The sequence below is a fragment of the Rudanella lutea DSM 19387 genome, assembly GCF_000383955.1.
Taxonomy (GTDB): domain Bacteria; phylum Bacteroidota; class Bacteroidia; order Cytophagales; family Spirosomataceae; genus Rudanella; species Rudanella lutea.
On the sequence record NZ_KB913013.1, the window covers coordinates 5996512 to 6020154 of the forward strand.

The window sequence follows — 23643 nt, forward strand, 5'->3', positions numbered from 1 at the left end:
GATAAAAAAGAGTTTGGGAGAATGAACACAGGCCGGTCCATACGGATTCGACCAGAAAACTGTCCCTACTGGGCAACCAGACGAAATCAAAGCTACCCTTATTTGTCAAATAGTCTTTCACTTCTATCTATAAACTGATTTAAAGGTTCGGAACCTCTGTCATGCAGCCAATTCGTACAGCATCAAGCCCACCAGCTATAAAGAACGGCGGGAAGGTTTGGCTGTACTGAACGATTTTTTAGGCACACCTACCTCCTGAATGTCCCTTGTTGTTTCATGTAGCTGACCATCCCCACGGCAAAATACACGCTTCAGGATCGCCCAGACGTATCAAACTTGATACCCGCCCAGCTACCAAACCACTGTAGCCGGGCACAGCCCCAGCAGCGGGCGAAGGATATCTGCACGGCCAGTCGGGTGCGGTAGATAAGAAAATCCACAAATCTCTTATTTACCAGTCCGGGAATATCAAATTTCGGGCTGTTTTGTGCTTTATACCGGTATTTTGGCAGCGCCGTGTTTGCCTACTCTACGCTATAGTCATGTCCTCTGCCTCAACTCCTTACCCCTCACTTTCCATCGACGAGTGTCATCTTCTCGTGAACACGTTTGCCAGTGCCGTTTGGGAGGCCGATGCAACCGGAAAGGTACGTGCCGATTCGCCCAGTTGGCGGGCCTATACGGGGCAATCGGCGGGCCAATGGCTTCGCGATGGTTGGCTGGGCGCGGTTCACCCCAACGACCGCCCCGCTGTCGAACTGGATTGGAACCGGGCTGTTGGGGAGGGTACCCCACTGAGTCTGCAATTTCGGGTAAGCGGTGCAGACGGCGACTGGCACTGGATCAATCTGCTCGCAAGCCCCGTTGCAGATGAGGCCGGGGTTGTCCAAAAATGGCTCGGGTTAGCGATCGACATTGGGGAAAAGAAACGGAGCGAAAAAGCCTCAGATAGGCAGCGGCTACGGCTCGAAGGCAAGCTCACGCAACAAACGGCCGAGGTAGAAGCCGGGCAGCGCCTGCTAAACGCGACGCTCGACAGCTCGCTCGACATGATTCAGGTTTTCGAGGCTGTGCGCAACGAGCAGGGGGCTATCGTTGATTTTGTGTGGGTGCTAACCAACCATGCTGCTGAGACATTTTACGGGCCGGTAACGGATAAACGCTTACTGGAAGAAAACCCCGGCATGATGCAGGAAGGCATATTTGAAACCTTCTGCCGGGTTGTCGAGACCGGCGAACCCGACCAGTCAGAACGACACTACACCCACGAACAGTTTAATGGCTGGTTTTTGCAATCGACCGTAAAACTGAACGATGGCGTTGCAACCACTACCGCCAATATTACCCACCAGAAAGAGGCAGAGGAGCAACTCCGACGCAATGAGGCTTTCTTACAGTCGGTGATTGACAGCTCGCTCGACATCATTCAGGTTTTCAACGCCATTACAGACGAGCAGGGGACGATCACTGATTTTGTCTGGGTCATGAACAACAGCAGGGCTCAGGTTCAGAACGGCGATGTTCTGGGCAAAAGTCTGCTGATGATAAATCCCGGCGTGGTGGAGTCGGGCATTTTTGGCCAGATGGTAGCGGTTGTGCAAACTGGCCAACCGTTTGAACAGGAACTGCACTACACCCACGAACAGTTTGACGGCTGGTTTTATCAGGCTCTGGTGAAAACCGAAGGGGGGGTGGCCATGACCACCCGCGATATAACCCGGACCAAGCAGGCCGAAGCTGAAATTCACCAGCTGAAAGACGAGATTGCACAGCGGGCGTCGGACCGGTACTATTCTATATTTAACTCGATCAGTGAAGGGTTCTGCATCATCGAGCTTTTGTACGATGCAGAAGGGGCAGCAACTGATTATCAATTTATTGAAGTCAATCCAGTCTTTAAAAAGCAAACCGGACTTCACGAAGTTGTGGGCAAGTGCGGGAGCCAACTCACGCCCGGTACCGAACACTATTGGGTAGCCTATTACGACCGCGTAGCCCGCACTGGCGAACCGGCTCATGTCGAAGATTACCATGCTGCTACCAATCGCTGGTACATAGCCAACGCGTTGCGGGTAGGTGGGTCCGGTAGTCGGCAGGTGGCCATTGTGTTTCGCGACATAACCGAACTCAAACGGCGCGAGCAGGCTCAGGCCTATATGCTGGCCTTAAGCGATGCCTTTCGGTCGGTGGCCGATCCGCTGGCCATTGAACAAACCGTGACCCACACAGCTATGATCCATTTCGGGGCCGACCGGTGCTATTATGCCTCCATTGAGGGGGCACATGCCGTTATTCAGCGCGATGCCTCCTCCGGCGATTTCCCTTCTGTAGCAGGCACGTATCCTCTTGAAGAGTACGCTATTTTCAAAAAAATAGTGGAAAATGGCGTGCCGATCGTTGTGCAAGACGCCCTAACCACCGATGTACTGGATGAACCTCTGCGTGAAATATGCCGTCAGATGCAGGTAATCTCGTTTATCGACATCCCCGTGATCAAACAAAACCGGGCAGTGGGGATTTTATCGCTTGTACAGTCAAGACCCCGGCAGTGGACCGAAGCCGAGGTTGAACTGGCCATTGAAACCGCCGAACGTACCTGGCTGGGCGTAGAACGCGCCAAAGCCCAACGCGAGTTGGTTCGCAGCGAGGCTCACTTACAGGCCATTTTTGAACGGGCGCAGGTAGGTATGTCCGAAATCGACAGGTCGGGGCGATTTACCCGTGTCAATAGCAACTTGTGTCAGTTGCTGGGGCGTAGCCGCGAGGAGTTACTGGCCCTGACCGTAGTCGACGTAACGTACCCCGACGATGTACCCGCCAGTCGGGAAGCTCTGCACCAGCTGATTCGGACCGGCGAGACTGTTTCGCTCGATAAACGGTATGTTCACTCCGACGGGCGGCTGGTATGGGCCAACAGCTCAGTTTCTACACTACCCTCGGCCCAGGGCGGCCCACCGACGTTTCTGGCCATCACCGTTGATCTGACCCAACGCCGACTGGCACAGGAAGCCCTCCGCGAGGCCGACGCGCGCAAAGACGAGTTTCTGGCGATGCTGGCCCACGAACTGCGTAACCCAATGGCCACCATTCGGAACGGGTTGCAGATTCTGGACCTGACCACGAAACCGGGCGAAGTTACGCACGATACCGTGGCCATGATGAACCGCCAAACCGATCATCTGGTGCGCATGGTCGACGATCTGCTCGACGTGAGCCGGATTAGCCGGGGCAAAATCGAACTCAAAACCGAACGGGTCGATCTGGTCAAACTGGCGCAGGAGGCTACCCAAAGTATGGAGCCACAGTTTCGGGAGAGTGGTAAATCGCTGACGGTAACCGTGCCCGATACCCCCATTGAGCTGGAGGGCGACGCTACCCGGCTGACGCAGGTACTCACCAACCTGCTCACCAACGGCCTTCGGTACACCGGCCCGAATGGTACCGTCACGGTAACGGTTTCGCACCAGAACCAGCCGGCAGGGCCATCTGAAGCACTCATCCGGGTGGAAGATAACGGCATTGGTCTGGCGGCCGAGCAGCTCTCGGCGGTGTTTGACCTTTTTGTGCAGGTCGACCACTCGCTCGACCGCTCGCATGGTGGGCTTGGGCTGGGCCTTACACTCGTGAGGCAGTTGGTCGGGCAACATGGCGGCCGGGTAGAGGCCCAAAGCGCCGGACTTGGGCAGGGCAGCACGTTTCTGGTCTACCTACCCACGTTGCCGTCTCCCCCCAGTGAGCCACCCCTCCCTATTCAAACGGCTACGGAACCCGTAATTAATCGTCGGGTTCTGGTAATCGACGACAATACCGATTCGGCGTTCACGCTTGGTTTATTGCTCAAGCTGAAAGGCTACGAAACCCATACGCGCAACAGTGGACAGGCGGGTTTGGAAGCCGCCCAACAACTTAACCCGGCGGTCATTCTGCTCGACATCGGTATGCCCGGCCTTGATGGCTTCGAAACCTGTCAGCTTATCCGGCAACAACCCTGGGGACGTGACATCGTGATCATTGCTCTGACCGGCTACGGGCAGCCCGAAGACATCCAGCGAACGCAGCAGGCAGGCTTCAATGCGCACCTGGTGAAACCCGTTAGCCTGGCCCATATCACCGGCCTTTTGCGTCAGTGGGTGGGCGTTTGACAAGTCTGATCCGTAACGGAATCAATCCCTCAAACGGCCACTATGGTTGCTTTTTCGTTGTCGGTACCGTTTCTTTCATCAAAGCACCCGACTATGCACTGGATTACCCGCGAACGGCCCAAAATTGATCGGCTGGCCTGCCCCTGGCTTATTATGCGTTTCATTGACCCATCGGCCGTAATTCATTTTGTACCCGAGGGCGAGGTCATTTCACGGGCCGAAGCCATCGGAGCCATTCCCTTCGATGTGCCGGGGGTAGAATACAGCCATTACGAAGACCGCTGTACGTTCGATTATTTTCTGCACAAACACGCCCTTACTGACCCCGCTCTGCATCGGATGGCCCCCATTGTGCGCGGAGCCGATACAGACGATCATAGCCTGACCCCACAGTCAGCGGGTTTGTGGGCCATTTCGGCGGGGCTGGCTCACAACCTTACCGACGATCAGGCCCTACTGGCGCAGGGGCTGGTGTTGTACGATGCCCTTTATAGCTGGGCTAAACATCTCCAATCGGTACGGCACACTCAAAGCCCCACCGAACAACTGTTGCTGGCCGTATTGCACAACTACCTCGGGTCGAAGGGGCGGCCCAAAGTGCCGGCCTGGGTTGGGGAACTGAAAGAAGCTATTCAGGATCAGATCGATACCAATTTATCGCTCAGCCTGAGTGCCCTAGCCGAAAGTTTGGACATAAATCCCGCGTACGTATCGCGTACGTTTGCCCGCTACTTCGACGACCTCTCATTTGGCGAGTACATTCGGAAGCTGCGTCTCGACAAAGCCCTCCATTTGCTCGATACCACTTCGTACACCCTCACCGAAATTGCCTACCTGACCGGCTTCTCTGATCAGAGCCATTTTACCCGGATTTTCAAAAAACAGATGGGACAAAACCCGTCGGAGTACCGAAAACAGAGCCGAAAAAGTAAAAGGGGTACAAAAGGTTAAATCCGTTCTATTTTGAGTCCTTCGGTCGCCTGTATTCTTGCGTCGATTGGGTGGCCCGGCAAGTGTATCGGGCCCCTTTTCGACCGTTATGACCACAAAAGCTTCTTATTCACTCACCGATCTGGTTCGTTATTTTCTGCGTTTAGGCACACTGGGCTTTGGTGGCCCCCCGGCCCTTGTGAGCGCCATGCACCGGGATCTGGTTGCCGAGCGGGGCTGGATAGCCGAGACCGACTACCGCGAAGGGCTCGCCTTAGCCCAGCTGGCCCCCGGCCCGCTGGCCGCCCAACTAGCTATTTACCTCGGCTATGTGCATTATGGCGTGTGGGGAGCTACTCTCACCGGAGTTGCCTTTGTGATTCCCTCGTTTATCATGGTGCTGGCGCTGGGCGTGGCCTATGTACAGTTTGAGGGGCTTCCCCCCATGCAGGCCCTTTTCTACGGGATTGGGGCCGCCGTAATCGGGATAATTGCCGTTGGCACCTACCGGCTTACCCGTAAAACCGTTCGGGCCGACGACCCGCTCGGCTGGATCTTATTGGGTATTTCGGCGGGGGCAACCATCCTCACCGAAACCGAGCTGCTCTGGCTCGTTCTCTTGTCGGGCGGAGTTTACTGGCTGGTCAACCGTCGGCCCGGCCTTATCCGGTTCAATACCGGCAATAGTGTGGCCCTTGTGCTGGCGCAGGCGCTCGCCCTCCCAACTGACTCTATTCTGTGGAAACTGGCCTTATTTTTCACCAAAGCGGGGGCTTTTGTGTTCGGAAGTGGGCTGGCCATTGTTCCTTTTCTGTACGGGGGCGTGGTGAAGGAATACGGCTGGCTGACCGAACAGCAATTTCTTGATGCGGTAGCGGTGGCCATGATCACCCCCGGCCCGGTGGTGATAACGGTCGCGTTTATCGGGTATCTGGTCGCGGGCTTTCCGGGGGCCTGCGTGTCGGCGCTGGCTACATTTCTGCCTTGCTACCTGTTCACCATTCTGCCCGCGCCTTACTTTCGGCGCTGGGGTAAGCACCCCGGTGTAAAGGCCTTTGTCGATGGTATCACGATAGCCGCCGTCGGGGCTATTGCGGGGGCGGTGGTTGTGCTCGCACGTCGGCAACTCACCGACATACCCGCGGTCGGCCTTGCGCTCACAAGCATTGGCTTGCTGTACCGGTTTCCCAAACTCCCCGAACTGGCGCTCATTGGTGGAGCCGCTTTGGCCGGGCTCCTGCTGCGGTATTTTTTTTGAGAGACCAGCCGCTGAGCCACTTTTTTTAATTGACGGCCGGGGCATCTTCTTTAATTGGGAGCCGGGGCTGGCAAACCAGCCCCATTGCTGATTTATCCAAAATGGCTGGCGCGTAGGTCTTTGACCGGCTCAGGCTGACGGGTAACCTTCAAACCAAGTGCCAGCCCGGGTCCCAACGGGGTACCGCATATTCGGCTGAGCCTGCCGAGGGCCCACGCGCCAACCAGCAACTATCTGTCAATCAAACACTTTTAATTCATATTACCCGTAACGCAGGTTATTTTACCGGCGGGGGTAGGGTGCTTTTCTGCGGTTCAAGGTGTAGCTAAAATCTTCATTCCCAACGAGCGGCAACCCATCGGCGCCAGCAAAGAACAGAATATTATCGTCGCCCTTAAGCAAGCGGAGGGGCTGAGACCATTGATCGAAGCTGAGAAGATAGACTATGCGGCCATCTGGTTCGGTACTGATTTGCCACGTACCTCTTGCCATGTGCTCTTTTCGATAGCCGTTTCCGGCCAACTGAAAGTACGTGGGTTTACCCGTTAGCGAATCGCTGTGGAGCTGAAAATACCATTTTATTTTGATGCAGGCGTCGCTTTTGGTAATGCCAAGCAGGCCGGGTATTTGGTTACACGGGGTTCGGCCTTCAAACACAAGGGGGCTTGAGACATTGGTTGGCCTGGCCCGAACATGCACTTCGTTTGTCGGCACCGGGCTGGCGTTGTTCAGGGCGTAACTGTACCCGCCGTTTCCGATCAGCATGCCGTTGCTGCTATCCAGCAGATGAAGCACATTGGCATTCAGCTCCGCAATAGCAAGCTGCTTGTTATGGTGCGTCAGTTGATACCCAGTTTCAGAACGGGTAAGTTTACCGTCAAATGCGACACGTTGCTCATTAGAAAATCCATTCGTACTCGGTTTCGACAGGCCGTACTGACATTGAAGGGTAAACTTTTCAGGTTTCAGTTCGAGCTTCCACCGGATAAAATCAATGGAATCGGTGGCCGAAATCTGGAGAAATTCGCGCACGGTGGCATGGGCGGGCGTACTGCCAACATACGTTTGCGCGGTGGCGCTGCACCCAATGCCAATAAGCAGGAAGCACAGCAGGTAAAGGTGGGGTTTCATCCGTTTCAGGGGTTTAGAACTGTGTACGCACAACCATTTACTAAACATAGAGTTGATTAAGCAAACGAGCGTTGCATCGACCCGTTTATTAAGTGCCATAAAGAGTAGCTTGTCTATGCCTTCGACATTTGGATTTTAGTGGCACTCTCGATTACGGGCTCTCAAAACATCACCAGCAATTTAATCTATTTAACCCTCTACAGTTTATGGTTGCAGCGAAAGGTTATGCCGCGCAAAACAAAGATACGGATCTCGCCCCCTGGAGTTTCGAACGCCGGGAGGTAGGCCCACACGATGTGCAGTTTGATATCTTGTACTGTGGCGTTTGCCACTCCGACCTGCATCAGATTCGCGACGAATGGGGCGGCAGTATTTACCCGATGGTTCCCGGCCACGAGATTGTGGGGCGGGTTGTGGCCGTGGGCAGCGCCGTAACTAAATTCAAGGTGGGCGATCTGGCCGGCACGGGCTGCATGGTCGACTCGTGCCGCACCTGCGAATCGTGCCAGCAGGGTCTGGAACAATACTGCTACAACGGCAACAGCCAAACGTACAACGGCCTTGAGCAGGACAAGAAAACCCCAACCTATGGCGGCTATTCGAACACCATCGTGGTGAACGAAGACTTCGTATTGCGCATCCCCGAAAACCTGGATCTGGCGGCAGCAGCCCCGTTGCTTTGTGCAGGTATCACCACCTACTCGCCCCTGCGGCACTGGAAACTTCAGCCGGGGCAGAAACTGGCCGTACTCGGTCTGGGCGGTCTGGGCCACATGGGCGTTAAATTTGGCGTGGCGATGGGTGCTGAGGTGACCGTGCTCAGTACGTCGCCCGCCAAAGAAGCCGACGCCAGGCGGCTGGGCGCACACAATTTTGTGGTTACCAGCGACCGCGAGCAGTTCAAAAAAGTCAGAGGTTCGTTCGACTTTATTCTGGACACGGTGTCGGCCGAGCACGACTACCAACCGTACCTCTCTCTGTTGAAAGTCGACGGGGTACATATCTGCGTGGGTGCGCCCCCAACCGCTTCGGCCATTAAAGCATTTAGCCTCATTACAGGTCGTAAGAGCATTGCCGGGTCGGGGATCGGTGGCATCGCCGAAACTCAGGAAATGCTCGACTTCTGCGCCGAGAAAGGCATCGTGTCGGACATTGAGCTGATCAACATCAAAGACATCCATCAGGCTTACGACCGGATGCTGAAAGGCGATGTGCGCTACCGGTTTGTAATCGATATGGCCACCCTGTAGTCTGTATATTCTGTAATTGCCCGGCCCTGACGAGGGCCGGGCTTTTTTATGCGCTTCCCCTGCCGGTTATACTATTCATCCAAACGGCTTTACATTGTAGAAAGTAGCCTCGGCAGCAAATAATTCAGATGAAAAACCGGATACCATTTACAGCGCAGATAAACGAGGGGTTAACCCAGTTTTGGGGATATACACGACTAAGCCTGATGGCTGCCTGTGTGGCAACGTCGGTCCCTTCGGTAGCCCAAAACGCGCAGATCATCTACAAAAACCAGTGTGCTGGCTGCCACGGGGGGCAAATGCAGGGTAGCGCCGGGCCCGCCCTGATTAAAAAAGAGTGGAAACACGGGGGCGACCGGGCTTCAATTCTGAAAACCATCCGGCAGGGTGTACCTACCACCGAGATGATGAAGTTTGAAGGCATTCTGTCGGCCAGGGAAATAGAAGCAGTTACGGATTTTATAGTCAACGCCCAAACCGCCCCCCAACTGCTCAAAAAGGCAGATTTGCCGTTGAGCGTACAGACCAAGCACTACAACCTGAAGATCGAAAAGCTGGTAACCGAGGGTCTGAACAGCCCCTGGGGTCTGGAGTTTATCGACGCCACCCGCGCCCTGATTACCGGAAAAAACGGGGACCTGTACATGCTCGAAAATGGCAAGCTTGACCCGCAGAAGATCATCGGTCTGCCCAAAGTTTACGGCACCGATCTGGTCGGCGGACTGATGGATTTAGCTCTTGACCCGAACTACAAAACCAACGGCTGGATCTACCTCGGATTTAGCCATAATCCCCAAAATAGCACGGACAAAAAGACGCCCGGCATGACCAAAATTGTGCGCGGCAAACTGCGCGACCATCAATGGGTTGATGAACAGACTCTGTTTCAGGTGCCCGACTCGCTGCTGGTTACGGGCGGCACACGCTGGGGATGCCGGTTTCTGTTCGATAAGCAAGGCCATCTCTACTTCACCATCGGCGATATGAACCGGGCGAACGATTCCCAGATTTTGACCCGACCATCGGGCAAAGTGTACCGGATTAACCCCGACGGCTCTATCCCGAAAGACAACCCGCTTTATGGCCAGCCAAACGTGTTGCAGGCCATTTACAGTTGGGGTAATCGCAACGTGCAGGGGTTGGCGCAGCATCCGGCTACCGGCGTCATTTACGCCACCGAACACGGCCCGCAGGGGGGCGACGAACTCAACATCCTGAAAAAAGGAGCGAACTACGGCTGGCCGGTCATCACCTACGGCATCGACTACAACGGCAGCATTGTCTCGACCGAAACCCAACGGGCGGGCATGGAGCAGCCCCTCACCTACTGGACGCCCTCTATTGCTGTCAGCGCGATTGAATTTGTCACCGGCGGGCAGTTTCCCCGCTGGCAAAATAACCTGCTGGTCACGGCGCTCAAATTTGAAGAAATCAGGCGGTTGGTTGTGGCTGGCGACAAGGTACTCGAACAGGAGGTACTGCTTAAAGGCTACGGCCGGGTGCGCGATCTGAAAATTGGCCCCGAAGGCGCGCTGTATGTGCTCACGAATGCGCCGGATGCGCTGGTCAGGATTACCAAAGAGTGAAAGAGTGGCTGAGCTTTTATTCACTCTTTCACTCTTTCACCTTTAGCTTTCTCTCTTTCACCTTTAGCTCGCTCTCTGTTCACGATACGCGCACGGGCCACCCATGCCATCCGATTTTTACTCAAATCTATACACCCCAAAAATAAGTAACCCGGTGATCGGTAAAACTGGTAGGTAAAACCGTAAAATAGATACAGGCAGGCGTATGCGCGGGCGCTACCTTTGCACCCAATCGACCAACTTGTTCTATAACAGTCTTTTGATGTTTCGTTTTATTACGCTCACCCTCGTTGTTTTTTTTGGATGTATGCCGGGCCTCAGCGCCGGCCAATCATCGACCGACAGTACCAAACTCATTTCTACTTTCTCCGGCTCAATAGGTATTACTAACAACGGGTTTTCCATTGTCCCGACGTTCTCGCTGAACCGACCAGCCGCCATCATGAACTTCTACTGGCGCAAAAACCGGTTTAATTTTGACCCCGACATCCGGCTGGTGTCGGATGCCAGCAAAGGGGGCTTTATCTTCTGGTTTCGCTACCGGCTGATAGAGCAAAAGCGGTTCAGCCTGCGGGTGGGCGTTCACCCGGCGTTTTCGCTCGTGCGCAAAATGATCAGCGAGAGCGGCACTGACCGGGAGATTACCGAAATGCTCCGCTTTGCCGCGGGCGAACTTGTACCGGCGTACCAGATTACCCCGAATTGGACCCTCAGTGCGGTGTATTTGCACGGAAACGGGTTGCAGCAACACGGCCCACAACAGACTAATGTTCTCTTCTTGAACAACAGTTTCTCTAACCTCAACGTGGGCGGGGATTTCCGGCTGACGCTTATCCCGACGGTGTTTTTCCTGAAAGTTGACGACCATAGCGGCAGCTATTTTTCGGGCACGGCCATCGTATCAAAAAAGGGGTTGCCGCTTACCGTACAATCTACGATCAACCAGACGTTCCGTTCTGATATACCCGGCAATAAGAACTTTATGTGGAATGTGATGCTGGCGTACAACTTCCGAAAGACCCTGCGCGTGATGCCCTAAAGCGTAAACAAACGGTACCCTATATACGTAACGCATAAATTAGCCCTGAAGGTCATTGATTGGCTCTTCAGGGCCATGTACTTTATCGAGGTAGTACCGGTTTGTGAAGTGGTTTTTACTAGATAGGGTTTTATATGCGCGCATGGGTAAAATGAGGTCGTATGCCCTTCGGAACTCACAAAAGTTTTGTAAAATTGCCCAATCGGACGGGGTTATGTTCCTTTTTCGATAGGCTTTTGGAAAGATTCAATTATAAATTTCCAATTTTACGCTCTTTAACATATTGTCAATCAGGCTTGTCACCACTTGAACGGTCAGAGTCGCACATCCATTACAACAAGGATTAAGACTCTTTTAGGTTTTTCCCCTTATACATACCGAATGGAGTCAGAGTCGCACATCCATTACAACAAGGATTAAGACGTAACTTTCCCAACCTTTAACAACGATATAATCGTTGTCAGAGTCGCACATCCATTACAACAAGGATTAAGACGTTGGTTTATGCTTGCGCTGTGATAACTCTTTTGCTTTGAGTCAGAGTCGCACATCCATTACAACAAGGATTAAGACGTAAGCGTCACCACATATTGTAATCAACTTATATATAGTCAGAGTCGCACATCCATTACAACAAGGATTAAGACTCTGTTTCCTTGGGTATATCGTTCGTGTCCAGCTGTCAGAGTCGCACATCCATTACAACAAGGATTAAGACATCGACTTGATTTTGATTTGGTTTGTAATTTGCCGTCAGAGTCGCACATCCATTACAACAAGGATTAAGACAGCCTTTTGTCTCTGGTAGCAAAGGCTTCTGGACATTTCTGTCAGAGTCGCACATCCATTACAACAAGGATTAAGACCTTGATACAGATGATCAAGAAATCCAATTCTGGGTCAGAGTCGCACATCCATTACAACAAGGATTAAGACTCATCATCGCAGCCCTGTTCGGCTGCAATAGTTGGTCAGAGTCGCACATCCATTACAACAAGGATTAAGATAGTAAGACACACTGATGAAAGAAAACAATTAACGCAGGTCAGAGTCGCACATCCATTACAACAAGGATTAAGACATGATGAGCGAGTTGAACGGGGGTACTTCCTCTGCCTTGCGTCAGAGTCGCACATCCATTACAACAAGGATTAAGACGTCATCCTAAGGTAGATACGTATTTCTCGTGTCAGAGTCGCACATCCATTACAACAAGGATTAAGACTTAATCGGTTGTTGCAGTCGGCTAAAATAGCGTGGTCAGAGTCGCACATCCATTACAACAAGGATTAAGACCACCTTGAGCACTCTCCCCTGAAATGCCACCATATAATGTCAGAGTCGCACATCCATTACAACAAGGATTAAGACAGTTCAAACCCCAACCGAAGAGGAGCGTTACCTTTTGTCAGAGTCGCACATCCATTACAACAAGGATTAAGACAATGATACCTTTACTTTCGTCAAATCATGCACAAACGTCAGAGTCGCACATCCATTACAACAAGGATTAAGACCTGTCGGGATCAGTCCGCTTGACGAGCTTGGTCGTGTCGGGGTGTCAGAGTCGCACATCCATTACAACAAGGATTAAGACACTCATAAGAGCAGACAGGCTAATGAAAGGATTAGGCAAAGTCAGAGTCGCACATCCATTACAACAAGGATTAAGACGATCTTTCAAGATCCATCAATTCTACAACCAATTTGTCAGAGTCGCACATCCATTACAACAAGGATTAAGACCCTCCAAGTGAGCCCGACACTCCATGTCAACCGTGTCAGAGTCGCACATCCATTACAACAAGGATTAAGACAAGCCTTCATTACGAAGAAAGGTAAGGAAATCCTTTAGTCAGAGTCGCACATCCATTACAACAAGGATTAAGACGTAAACAACATTAGGATGTTTGTCAAGATAAGCCTTTAGTCAGAGTCGCACATCCATTACAACAAGGATTAAGACACTTTATCCCGAAGGATGCTTATGGCATTTAAGATGGTCAGAGTCGCACATCCATTACAACAAGGATTAAGACTCTTTTTTTGAAATACCCCTTGTTCAACCGTCATGATGTCAGAGTCGCACATCCATTACAACAAGGATTAAGACAAAAAACGGGTCTGCACCGATCGGGATTAATCCCCTTGGGTCAGAGTCGCACATCCATTACAACAAGGATTAAGACCTTGTTCGAGAGAACTTGTCTCTCTACAAGTTTGTAAGTCAGAGTCGCACATCCATTACAACAAGGATTAAGACCCTCTGCCTGAAATAAGTTTACGACGGTTGTTGTTGCAGTCAGAGTCGCACATCCATTACAACAAGGATTAAGACTTATTCCGAGGCACCCACTGCGAGAAAGCGTTCAATGGTCAGAGTCGCACATCCATTACAACAAGGATTAAGACTGTGTTTTCATCGGGCACTAAGCCCTCAAACACCAAGTGTCAGAGTCGCACATCCATTACAACAAGGATTAAGACTCCCAAGAGTTCAACCACTCCTGCTTTAAGCGGAGTCAGAGTCGCACATCCATTACAACAAGGATTAAGACGTTTTCTCCGCAGCGTAAAAATCCGCAGAGTCCAGTCAGAGTCGCACTTCCATTACAACAAGGATTACGGTTAAACTTGCAGGTATTTGAGAACTGTACGATTTGGTGGAAGCCCACAAAACAGACAGAGATGTCATCTCTCCAAACGAGATGACATCTCTTGAGGGAACCTCTTCCGCAAAAGGAGACCGGCCTGATTGACACGAGACGGTTAAACCTTGCAGGTCTTTGAGACCTGTAAGGTTTGGCGAAAACGAGGACCAGTTTATAAACTTGCGTTGCGACCAGCCTGAAAAACAAGAAACCTGTAAGGCGGGCGGCTGATGCCGTTCCCGAGTCCTTACAGGTCTATACAAGTGATTAAGTAACGCGTTATCGGATGGCCCCCTCCTCAAATTACGTACGGGTGGGCCACAGTATTGCTTGCGGCTTCCACGTGGCTTTGTGGCCACCCCCCTGCTGAGGGCATTACAAAGCCTCGGCAATTCGTTGCAACTCCCAAACCTTCCAATAATTGTAGTTCGTTTGACGAACCAACAGTTTTCGCCGGGTCAACTGTGCCCGCTGCAAAACCTGCCGCTGTTTAGAATCGGGCAGTAACATCAACAGCGAAGCTAATTGACGAATCGCTTTCAGGGTGGTGGCTTCATGCCCCAGTGCTACCGATAACCTGCCCAATTCGTCAATTGTCCAGAGGTCCGGATTCTGCCGCCGAAGGGTTAAGCTACCTGGGTTAATTTGGGCGATGGCCATGATCTCCGCACCGGATAGATCGCCGTACGCGATGGCCCGGAGAATGCTGGCTCGCAGATAAAGAAACGAGCTGATTTGTTGCTTTAACGTAGACATCTGATAAAACGGTTGTAGGAATGACTGGGTAAAACCGGCGTCAGGTTATTTGCCGCCCCGTTTTACCCAGTCGAACAGACTACTTAATCTTACGCACAACCACCGGTACGCAAACATTGGTCGGGCAGGCGCAGGTCTCCACCACAGCCACTGTCAAATCCCGCGGGCAAGCTGGCTGACCTTTGATCATCAGCCATACCCGCACCGTGTAGTTACCCGGTAGCAGACCCGTAGACACCACCCCGTTGGCCGGGATTGCAGCTACTGCACTTGCCCCAGCCGAGTCAAAACTGGTACCCGGCGAGACTTGATAATAGTAGCGGCCCGCCGTGCCCAGATTCACCAGCGTGATCTGACCGTCGGCCTGCGGAGTACTGCCCACGCAACTGCTGTTTTTCACCAACGCTGAGTACGACGGTACGGCTACCTCCTCAATCACAACCGGGCAGCACCCCTGGCTGGGGCAGGTATTGGCCAACCCGCCGTCAATGAGTACACTATAGCTACCCGGCAGGGTGGCCGTGAAACTGTTGAGGGTACCATCGGCCACCAGCGTCGAGCTTGTTGCACCCGGCGCGGTGAGATACCACTGGTAGCGGCTATACCCCTCGGGCGCATTCACCTTGATAGCGAAGGGCGCGCCCTGACATACCTGCATCGGAACCGTCAGGCACGTTTTTACATCCGTAGTCGGGGTGCCGGGTATGCTCGCTGTGTTGTAGACAAGGCCTTCGCCGGTGATGCTGGCTGAGTAGGTCAGCGTAGCCGTGGTACCAGCGGGCAGGCTGGCTATGGCCCATTGCCCCCCGTTCAGACCCGGCGTGAAGCTACCTGTCGAGACGGTCACTGAACCGGGCAGAATGCTCATTCCCGCCGTGTGGGTATCGCTCACCACTACGCCCGTGGCCGAAGCTAGTCCCGTGTTGGCCAGCACTACCGTAAAGCTCACTACTTCGCCTACCTGCGCCTGCCGCTTGCTCACCAGCTTGTTCAGTTCGAGCTTGGGTAAGCCCGTCGCGGTGGTACTGTAAGGTTGTACGGCCGTGCAGCCGTTGGCATCGGTGAGGCTAACGGTAAAGCTCGCCGGCGCGTTGTCTGTGGGTGTTCCCGCCAGCACACCATCTGTCGACAGGTTCAGACCCTGGGGCAGGCTACCCGCTACCACCGCAAAGGTGTATGGACTTTTACCGCCGTTGCCCGTCAGGGTTTGGCTATAGGTGACGCCCACGGTGGCCGCAGGCAGAATGGCCGGACTGATGGTCGGTTGGCCAAAGACGGTGAGCGAGCCAGTAGCCGTAGCCGAGCAACCCGCAGCGGATGTGCCCGTCACCGAGTAGGTCCCGGCCACACTCACACTGATGGACTGGGTCGTTGCCCCCGTATTCCAGCGGTAGGTATCCGCCCCCGACGCGGTGAGGGTGGCCATGCCGCCCGCACAGATCGAGGCCGAGCTAACGGTTATGATTGGCGCCGGATTCTCCACGATGGTGATCGCCGATGTACCCGAGCAACCGGCCGTCGATGTAGCCGTGACCGAATACGTACCCGCTGCACTTACTGAAATGGATGCTGTGGTGGCTCCAGTGCTCCACAGATAGGTGGCCCCACCCGAGGCTGTGAGGGTGGTGGTTTGGCCCGCACAGATGCTCAGACTGCCCGCACTGATGGTGGCCGTCACGGCCGGGTTGACCGTCACCGTACCCACGGCAAACGTAGTTGACGTAGCCGTGGTACAGGTGGCGGTGTAGCTGGTGGTCTGGGTCAAAGCGGGCGTTACGAGTGTGTTGCCCGTTGTGCCGTTGCTCCAGGTCACCGTCCCTGCACAACCAGCGGCCGTTAAGGTAGCCGATGAACCCGCGCAGATAGTGGCCGAAGTAACCACTAGGTTGGCAGGCTCCTCGGTGTTCACAACAATCGAAGCCGTCGTGAAACAAGCAGGACCGGTCGTACACGTAGCCGAGTAGGTTTGGGTCGGCTGAGTCGGGGTGACGATGATGCTGGCTCCCGTTGAACCGTTGCTCCAGTTGACTGTACCGGCGCAACCCGAAGCGGTCAGCGTCACGTTCGTACCGGTTGTTACTAAAGTTGAGCTGGCCGAGAGGTTAAGCACCGGCTGTGGCAGCACCGTCACCGTTCCCACGGCAAAGGTAGTCGCACTGGCTGTGGTGCAAGTGGCCGTATAGCTTGTGGTCTGCGTAAGCGTAGGAGTCACAAGCGTATTGCCCGATGTACCGTTGCTCCACGTTACCGAGCCCGTACAACCAGCGGCCGTCAGTGTGGCCGTGTTGCCGTAGCATACCGTGGCCGAAGTAACATTGATAGTAGCAGCTACCGAGCAGCTGGCCGGGGCTGTGTATGTCGCTGTGGCCGTGCCGCAGCCGGGCAGGCCCACCGTCACGGTGTGCGAGCCCGTGCCCGAGGTCAGGCCTGTGAGAGAGTAAGCCACAGCCGTTGCACCGGCTGGAATAGTCACCGTTGTGCTGACCGCGCCGTCGGTGATGGTAGCCGTGCCGGCCGTGGCACTCGTCAGGCTGACCGTACCTGATACCGCGTACTGGTTGGTAGCCGGATTACACGTACCGGGCGTAGCCGTAGCAGTGACTTTTGTAACGCTTATCCGCTCCATACAACACAACTTACCCACGCAACCGTTGGCATCAACCCCCTCATAATAAACGGCTTCGTATCCGCCGGCCAGGAATGACTCTGTGCCAACAACGATCAACGTGCTGCCCGTACCGATGATTGAATTAGTTGTACTATCTCGCCAAACTACGTTGGTAATTCCCGCCTGCGCCGTGAGCGTCACAGATTGAGTACTACCCGGACAAATCGTGTTGAGGTTACCGCAGGAAGGAGCCTTACTACTCAGTGTGAACGACGCATTAATTTGTCCAGACCCCAGGTTTTGGGTGTACGAAGCCGAGTACAGAATAGGCGTTAGAGCAAAGGCAGCGTTGCTACTGCTAATGAAACCAACGGCTTCAACCTCCCGGGCATAGGGACCTGTAATGACACTCGAATTTACCGTCAGGTTAGCGGTGAAACTGCCGGATGCCGTTGTGAAAGTTTGGGTGTATGTACTGCCCACGGCAAATTGCATGGGCGTACTGAGCGTGATCAGGTTCCCTCCGACCAAGCCGATGTTGGATGACGTGATCACGTTCACCAGATTTGGCGCAGCGGAAGAGATAGCAGTTGCTGTCGTTAAGCTACCGCTGTTGGTTGTGTAAGTGCCGAAGCCAACGTAGCCGAATTGGAAGACCATTGGCATTTGTTGCCCCGCTAAGGTGAAGCAATTTGGACTCGGACAAGCCACCGTGCAGCTGGCCGGAGCGTTGTAGGTCGCCGTTGCCGTACCGCAACCGGGTAGGCTCACCGTTACCGTATGCGAGCCTGTACCTGAAATCAGGCCGGTCAGGGAGTAAGCCACCGACGTTGCACCGGCTGGTATACTAACCGTGGTGCTCTTGGCTCCATCGGTGATGGTAGCCGTGCCACCTCCTAAATTGTTCGTTAGGCTGACCGTGCCAGAAACCGTGTACTGGTTGGTGGCTGAGTTACATGTGCCGGGCGTAGCCGTAGCGACCAGCGTACAGCTATTACAAATGTAGGTGTACTCCACCGTAGCATATGCATATGCCTGTGTCCATTGCCGGTAAATCAGGTTACCACCACCTCCCGAAAGCGTCAAACCATTGAGGGTTGAAGCTGTTAGCGGAATCTGCCCCGCCCCAATGAACTGCGCCAAATCGCCTGTTGCTGAATAGCTGTTGGTCCCACTGAACGTCAGGCTCTGGGGCGGCATCACATAGATATCATCGTCCGAAGTGGGGTTACCCGTTGCATTAGTTACCCAGCGAGAATCCAGGCGGGGATCACTGTAGATGTCGATCATTACATTATCCAGCCAGCTCCCCATGCCATACAACGTCGACAGTCGTTGGATGGGCGGGTTCCCGTATAGTACATCACCACCATAGGTTCCCTGAGCGGCTACGGTAATACTGGCCGGTGCGGTTTGCGAACCAGGAGTTGCAGTGAGCGTTGCGGTAGACAGGTTTGTGGCACCCAGATCAATAAAGATGTCAGCGGTTACGGTAGGTCGGAACACCGAGGGGGTAGCAGCGGTATTCTCAAAAAGCAGATTAGTTCCTTCAAACATACCGTAGGAGAGCTTAACGCCGGTCAGCGTCCGGGTGCCTCCGCCATCGTCGAACTTAGATAATAACAGAGGGACACTATTCAACTCGGTAGGCTGGAAGCGGGTACGGTACGATTGCGTCACTGTCTGGGGGCTTGAACCCACGCATGCTGCGGCCGCACATTCCCCCGGATCGACCACTGTCACTTGTGTAATGCAGGTAGTATTACTCACGTCGGTCAGGATCAGGGTGATGTTGCCATTTCCTGCCGAACCAAGCGGTGCGCGGAGGGGTGTAGGGTAGGCGTAGCTTAAGGCGGTCAACGAACCGCCGTCGGATAGGCTGAGGCTAATAGGGTTACCGTTTTGAGTGGCCGTCAGTATGAAGCGACTTCCCTGTACATTACTGTAGGGCGTCAGCAGGATGTTGACATAATCGTCTGAAGTGACATCGAGCGTGCCATTGTTGTTGCAGTTGGCCTGAGCCGTGGCTGAAGTTGAACAAGGTGCCACCGTGCAGCTGGCCGGAGCCGCGTAGATGGCCGTAGCGGTGCCGCAACCGGGCAGGCTAACCGTTACCGTATGTGAACCCGTGCCTGAGGTGAGGCCGGTCAGGGAGTAAGCCACCGACGTTGCACCGGCTGGCACCGTAACCGTGGTGCTCTTGACTCCATCGGTGATGGTGGCTGTGCCGGCTACAGCGTTTGTAAGGCTGATAGTGCCTGATATGGCATATTGGTTAGTGGCTGAATTACACGTGCCGGGGGTGGCAGTCGCCGTAAGCGAGCAAACAAGTAGAACATCGCAGTACACATACGTAACAGTAGCTACGGCATCGGCCGCCGTTCGAATCTGCGTTACCAGATTTCCAGCTCCACTGACAAGAGAAGCACCGCGTGCATTGGCTCTCAAATCGAGATTACCCGTGCCGGTAAAGTTCGCCAGATCTGCCGCTGTACTGTATGAGAAGCACTTGGAGCCATCCGAAAACACCGGAGCGAAATACGTCATGTCATCGTCGTCCGTCGGGTCGCCAGTCACGTTTGTCACCCAGCTCGGCGACAGGGTCGGGTCGGTCAGGCTATTCAAAGCCGTCGTGACAAACGGCATTGCCAGCAATGTTGAGGGGAATGAGGATGCCGTATTGTCGCCCGGCCAGGAACCGGTTGCCGGGACAAGAACTGCAGCACTGACCGTTTTGGGATAATTGGTCGCCGTGAATACGTTGCTGACAAACGCGACTCCGTTCAACGAGAACGATGTAGTCCCCGTGGTTTCAATATTAACCTCCGTGGCCTCAGTATCCTGACTTTCGGCTATGCCCCAGTTTCTAATTGACTGGTTAACCGTAAAAATGACCGATTTCAGCACCCGCGTGCCGCCCTGCGTATCGAACTTAGGCATCGGCATGGCCTGGGTCCAGTTCGTTGTCGTTAGCGGAATAGCATAGCTGTAGGACTCCACACCGCCCGTTTGGGGGCTAACACATGCCGATGGCAGACACAGTACCGGGGCTGTATAACCAGCCGTTGCCGAGCAGGTGCCATTACTAAACGTGGCCACGACAGTACCCGTTTGGCCATCGGAGTTGAGCCCACCAATTGAGTAGCTGAGTGGGCTGGTAAAGGGCGCTGTAAAGTCCTGATAGCCTTTGCCGGGTATCCGAACGCGTAGCACACCAGCCGTGGGGGCATTGGTAAAGCTAAGTTGCCCGGTTACGCTGAATTTGTTGGTGGCGGGGTCGCAACTACTTGCATTGGCGGTGACCGCCAGCGTACAGGGAACCGTGCAACTGGCCGGGGCCGAATAGGTGGCCGTGGCTGTGCCGCAACCGGGGAGGCTCACCGTTACGGTGTGCGAGCCCGTGCCTGAGGTGAGGCCGGTCAGGGAGTAAGCCACCGACGTTGCACCGGCTGGCACCGTAACCGTGGTGCTTTTGGCTCCGTCGGTAATGGTGGCTGTGCCGGCTACAGCGTTTGTAAGGCTGATAGTGCCCGATACGGCATATTGGTTCGTGGCTGAATTACACGTGCCGGGGGTGGCCGTAACGTTAATAGCACAAGTCGCACTGTTCGAACAGGCGGTAGCACAAATACCGTCGATAGCCACACCGTTATTCGTGTTGGTAGTCGAGAGGTATATCCGCATCCGGTCAGACGTGACGGCTGGCGTAAAGTCCAGACAGATGTACTGCCAATTCAACGTCTTCCAGTCTACCACTTGCCCAGCGGCACCCGTGTAGGTAGCACCGGTTGTGGTTTTAACGTTTGTAGAGGCTGGCAATGTCCATGAAATTGACTGGAAAGAGCCTGTTGTACTGGTAGCCGTGGGAGCAATTGAAAAATTAGACGCTACCCCAGGGCTCAATACGCCAAAGCTGTCTTCATATTCAAAATTGAAAATGGAAGTTAGTGCGGAGTTATTTGGGGATGCGGGATCAAACTGGGCTGCCCAAAAACAAATTCGGTAGCAATTGCCGCTTGTGTACGCAAACCCTAACGATGAATTTGGGAACAGGCACTTGTTAGCACCCACATTAGCCGGAATGGCAAAAAGTCGGTTTGCATCCTTGGCCCCCAGACCTCCATTGGTTGTAGCATCGACCCAATACCCCGTATTTGCCCTGAAACCAGTTATGGGTGTGTCGGGCAAGGTATTCCCGCCGGGGTCTGCACTCAAAAAGACTGACTGGCTACCACCATAGGTCATTAAAGTGCCGGAAATGTTCGGATTAGTGGTGGTGAAGTTGTTGAAATTCCCATTTTCCAGACTCCCGTTGCTCAACAAATTACCCGGGCACCCATCCGTGAGGGCCGCAACCGTTACACTACGCGTTGCGGTAGCGGTGCAGCTCGGTCCGTTGCTTACCAATACCGTGTAGGTGTAAACGCCTGCCGTGGCCGGAGCCGCTACAGTACGACTTGATACCGTAGTAGCCGTGGGGCTGCTGATGCCCGGACCGCTCCAGGTGTAGGTAGTGCTGCCAGACGTGGTGTAACTCGCCGAAACGCCAAGGGTTACCGTAGCACCGGGTGCTACGCTGCCGGGGCTGGCTGTGGGCACAAGGTTTGTGGGGGCCACACAAAGCGCCGGGCATGAAACCTCCTGAATAACCAGGCCGTCGAACAACATACCCATAGTGCGGCTACTGGCAGTTTCGTTATTGAAACTGAAATAAGGTGTGCCATCACTAAAGTTAAAATCAAATTCATAGGTGACCAGTTGCCAGTTCGGTGCCGCCAGATTGTTGGTGGCAGAGGTCGAAACAATGGGCGTCGGGTGTGTGTAAACCGTGCCATTGTTGTTATCCATCAGGAAAGTAGCCGACGCCGTTGGATTGGCCGGGTCATACACAGCCACCCAAACCGAGACGCGGTACCGTGTACCATCGGTAAGGCAGGTGCTGGTGTAAGGGTTAAGCGCAAAACAAACCGAACCAGGAACCGCATTATCGAAAGCTTTTACCCACAAAAACTTGGTTCCGTCTTTAGCGCCCGAACCCTGAATCCACTTGCCGGGGTCTGAGCCCGAAATATTTCCGATGAGCGGCCACGGTCCACCATTACTGGCATACTGAACATCCATGGCCGGGAAACCACCAAACGTTGTCGTCTGGGTAAAGGCCCCATCTTCAAACGAACCATTTTCGATCGCGTTCGTGCAGCAGGCAGAGGGAGCCGCCGTAGTGCACAGATTCGGGCTGCAATTAACCGTGTAGACTACGGTAGTGGCCGGGTTATTAGCCTGCACGACATCAAACCCATTGCCCGCCGTATTCTTGTCGCAGAACGTCATGTTGGTACCATTGTAGGCACCTGATAACGAGATGGTACTCACCCCGTTGTTAACAATGATGCGCCCATTGGCCCCCGAAACGGGTTTGTTAATGGTCAGATCCCCCGTGATTTCGAGCGTACCGTTTATAAAGCCGGGACCATTGAAGGTTGTGGTACCAGTCACACTCATGCACCCGGTATTACTGATACTGAATATTTTGCCCGGTCCCTTATCGCCCACAATAAACTCACAGGCTACGCTTCCGAACGGTCCGCAGATAGTGTTAATCTGCCCGTCGTTGATGATGTTACCGTGGTTGTAGAAATACCGGCCAATGGTGATGGTTGCTCCCTGCGCATTCCGAATATCACTCTCGGCATTTTCGAGGTTCGAGAACGTCATCAGGTTGTCGTTCTCCACGTAGCTGTTCGTACCTAACTTAAACAACGTCGTGGCCGTGGCCGACACAACGCCGGTGGTAGCATTGATGAGCGTAAACGACCCCTCGTTGGTAATGGCTCCCGTGTTGGTAAAATTGAGAGTTCCTTCGTTGTTGATCCGAATCAAATTACCAAAGCCGGGCGTGTTGGTATTCATGGTAGCCCCCGGCTTGATGTTGAACACCGCCTGATTACCCGTTCCGTTGACGTTGTAGCTGCCGTTGGCATTGAGGGTCCCGTACACATCAATGGTCAGGCTGGTGTTGAAATTCAGACCAAACCCGATGGTCCAGGTTGCACCCGTAGCCACGCAGATTTTGTTACCCGTACCGCTGACGTTCAGGTTAAAATCACCGACGTTGCCCGTGATACAAAGCGTCTGATTGCCCGTCAGGTCATAATTACCGCCCGTTACGGCCGTGTTTACACAGTTGGTGCATTGCGCCCAACTTAGCTGACGGCTTAGTACCCCCAACAGGAGGGTTAAGGTTAGGCATAAAAGTAGTTTTCGTTTCATTGCAAGGTATATCAGATGGGTA

9 protein-coding genes and 1 CRISPR repeat array are annotated in these 23643 nt (G+C 53.8%); of the genes, 6 read left to right on the forward strand and 3 right to left on the reverse strand.

Annotated elements, in window-relative coordinates; all coding sequences use genetic code 11:
• Positions 1-542: 542 nt before the first annotated feature.
• The 3 genes from RUDLU_RS29000 to RUDLU_RS0124665 all read left to right on the forward strand — a co-directional run bounded on the left by RUDLU_RS29000 (position 543) and on the right by RUDLU_RS0124665 (position 6330).
• Positions 543-4142, forward strand: a complete 3600-nt coding sequence (locus RUDLU_RS29000; RefSeq protein ID WP_083940646.1) for a PAS domain S-box protein — start codon at positions 543-545, stop codon at positions 4140-4142.
• 42 nt (positions 4143-4184) lie between these two features.
• On the forward strand, positions 4185-5093 hold the full coding sequence (locus tag RUDLU_RS0124660) for a chromate resistance protein ChrB domain-containing protein (protein ID WP_019991121.1): 909 nt from the start codon (positions 4185-4187) through the stop codon (positions 5091-5093).
• 88 nt (positions 5094-5181) lie between these two features.
• Positions 5182-6330 (forward strand): chromate transporter, encoded by a 1149-nt coding sequence (locus tag RUDLU_RS0124665; protein ID WP_027303354.1) that lies wholly within the window; start codon positions 5182-5184, stop codon positions 6328-6330.
• Between the two features lie 282 nt (positions 6331-6612).
• Here the strand turns inward: RUDLU_RS0124665 and RUDLU_RS0124670 are convergent, their stop codons facing one another.
• The gene (locus tag RUDLU_RS0124670) at positions 6613-7461 is read right to left on the reverse strand and encodes a hypothetical protein (protein ID WP_019991123.1); all 849 of its coding nucleotides are present in this window, start codon (positions 7459-7461) and stop codon (positions 6613-6615) included.
• 206 nt (positions 7462-7667) lie between these two features.
• Here RUDLU_RS0124670 and RUDLU_RS0124675 point away from each other — a divergent pair, with 206 nt between their 5' ends.
• The 3 genes from RUDLU_RS0124675 (at position 7668) to RUDLU_RS0124685 (ending at position 11336) form a co-directional block, all read left to right on the forward strand.
• The gene (locus tag RUDLU_RS0124675; RefSeq protein WP_019991124.1) at positions 7668-8711 is read left to right on the forward strand and encodes an NAD(P)-dependent alcohol dehydrogenase; all 1044 of its coding nucleotides are present in this window, start codon (positions 7668-7670) and stop codon (positions 8709-8711) included.
• Between the two features lie 128 nt (positions 8712-8839).
• Positions 8840-10297, forward strand: coding sequence for a PQQ-dependent sugar dehydrogenase (locus tag RUDLU_RS0124680; RefSeq protein ID WP_169578076.1), 1458 nt, complete (start codon positions 8840-8842; stop codon positions 10295-10297).
• Positions 10298-10559: 262 nt separating this feature from the next.
• The gene (locus tag RUDLU_RS0124685; protein ID WP_157580444.1) at positions 10560-11336 is read left to right on the forward strand and encodes a hypothetical protein; all 777 of its coding nucleotides are present in this window, start codon (positions 10560-10562) and stop codon (positions 11334-11336) included.
• A 313-nt stretch (positions 11337-11649) separates the two neighbouring features.
• Positions 11650-13965: direct repeats of the CRISPR family, unit length 37 nt; unit sequence GTCAGAGTCGCACATCCATTACAACAAGGATTAAGAC.
• A 397-nt stretch (positions 13966-14362) separates the two neighbouring features.
• On the opposite strand, the gene RUDLU_RS0124690 is transcribed toward RUDLU_RS0124685, so the two are convergent.
• Both RUDLU_RS0124690 and RUDLU_RS0124695 read right to left on the reverse strand, forming a co-directional pair.
• Positions 14363-14743 carry a hypothetical protein gene (locus RUDLU_RS0124690; protein WP_019991127.1) on the reverse strand — a complete coding sequence of 127 codons (381 nt, stop codon included), beginning with the start codon at positions 14741-14743 and terminating at the stop codon, positions 14363-14365.
• Between the two features lie 79 nt (positions 14744-14822).
• Positions 14823-23621 (reverse strand): choice-of-anchor E domain-containing protein, encoded by an 8799-nt coding sequence (locus RUDLU_RS0124695; protein ID WP_019991128.1) that lies wholly within the window; start codon positions 23619-23621, stop codon positions 14823-14825.
• Positions 23622-23643: the final 22 nt, after the last annotated feature.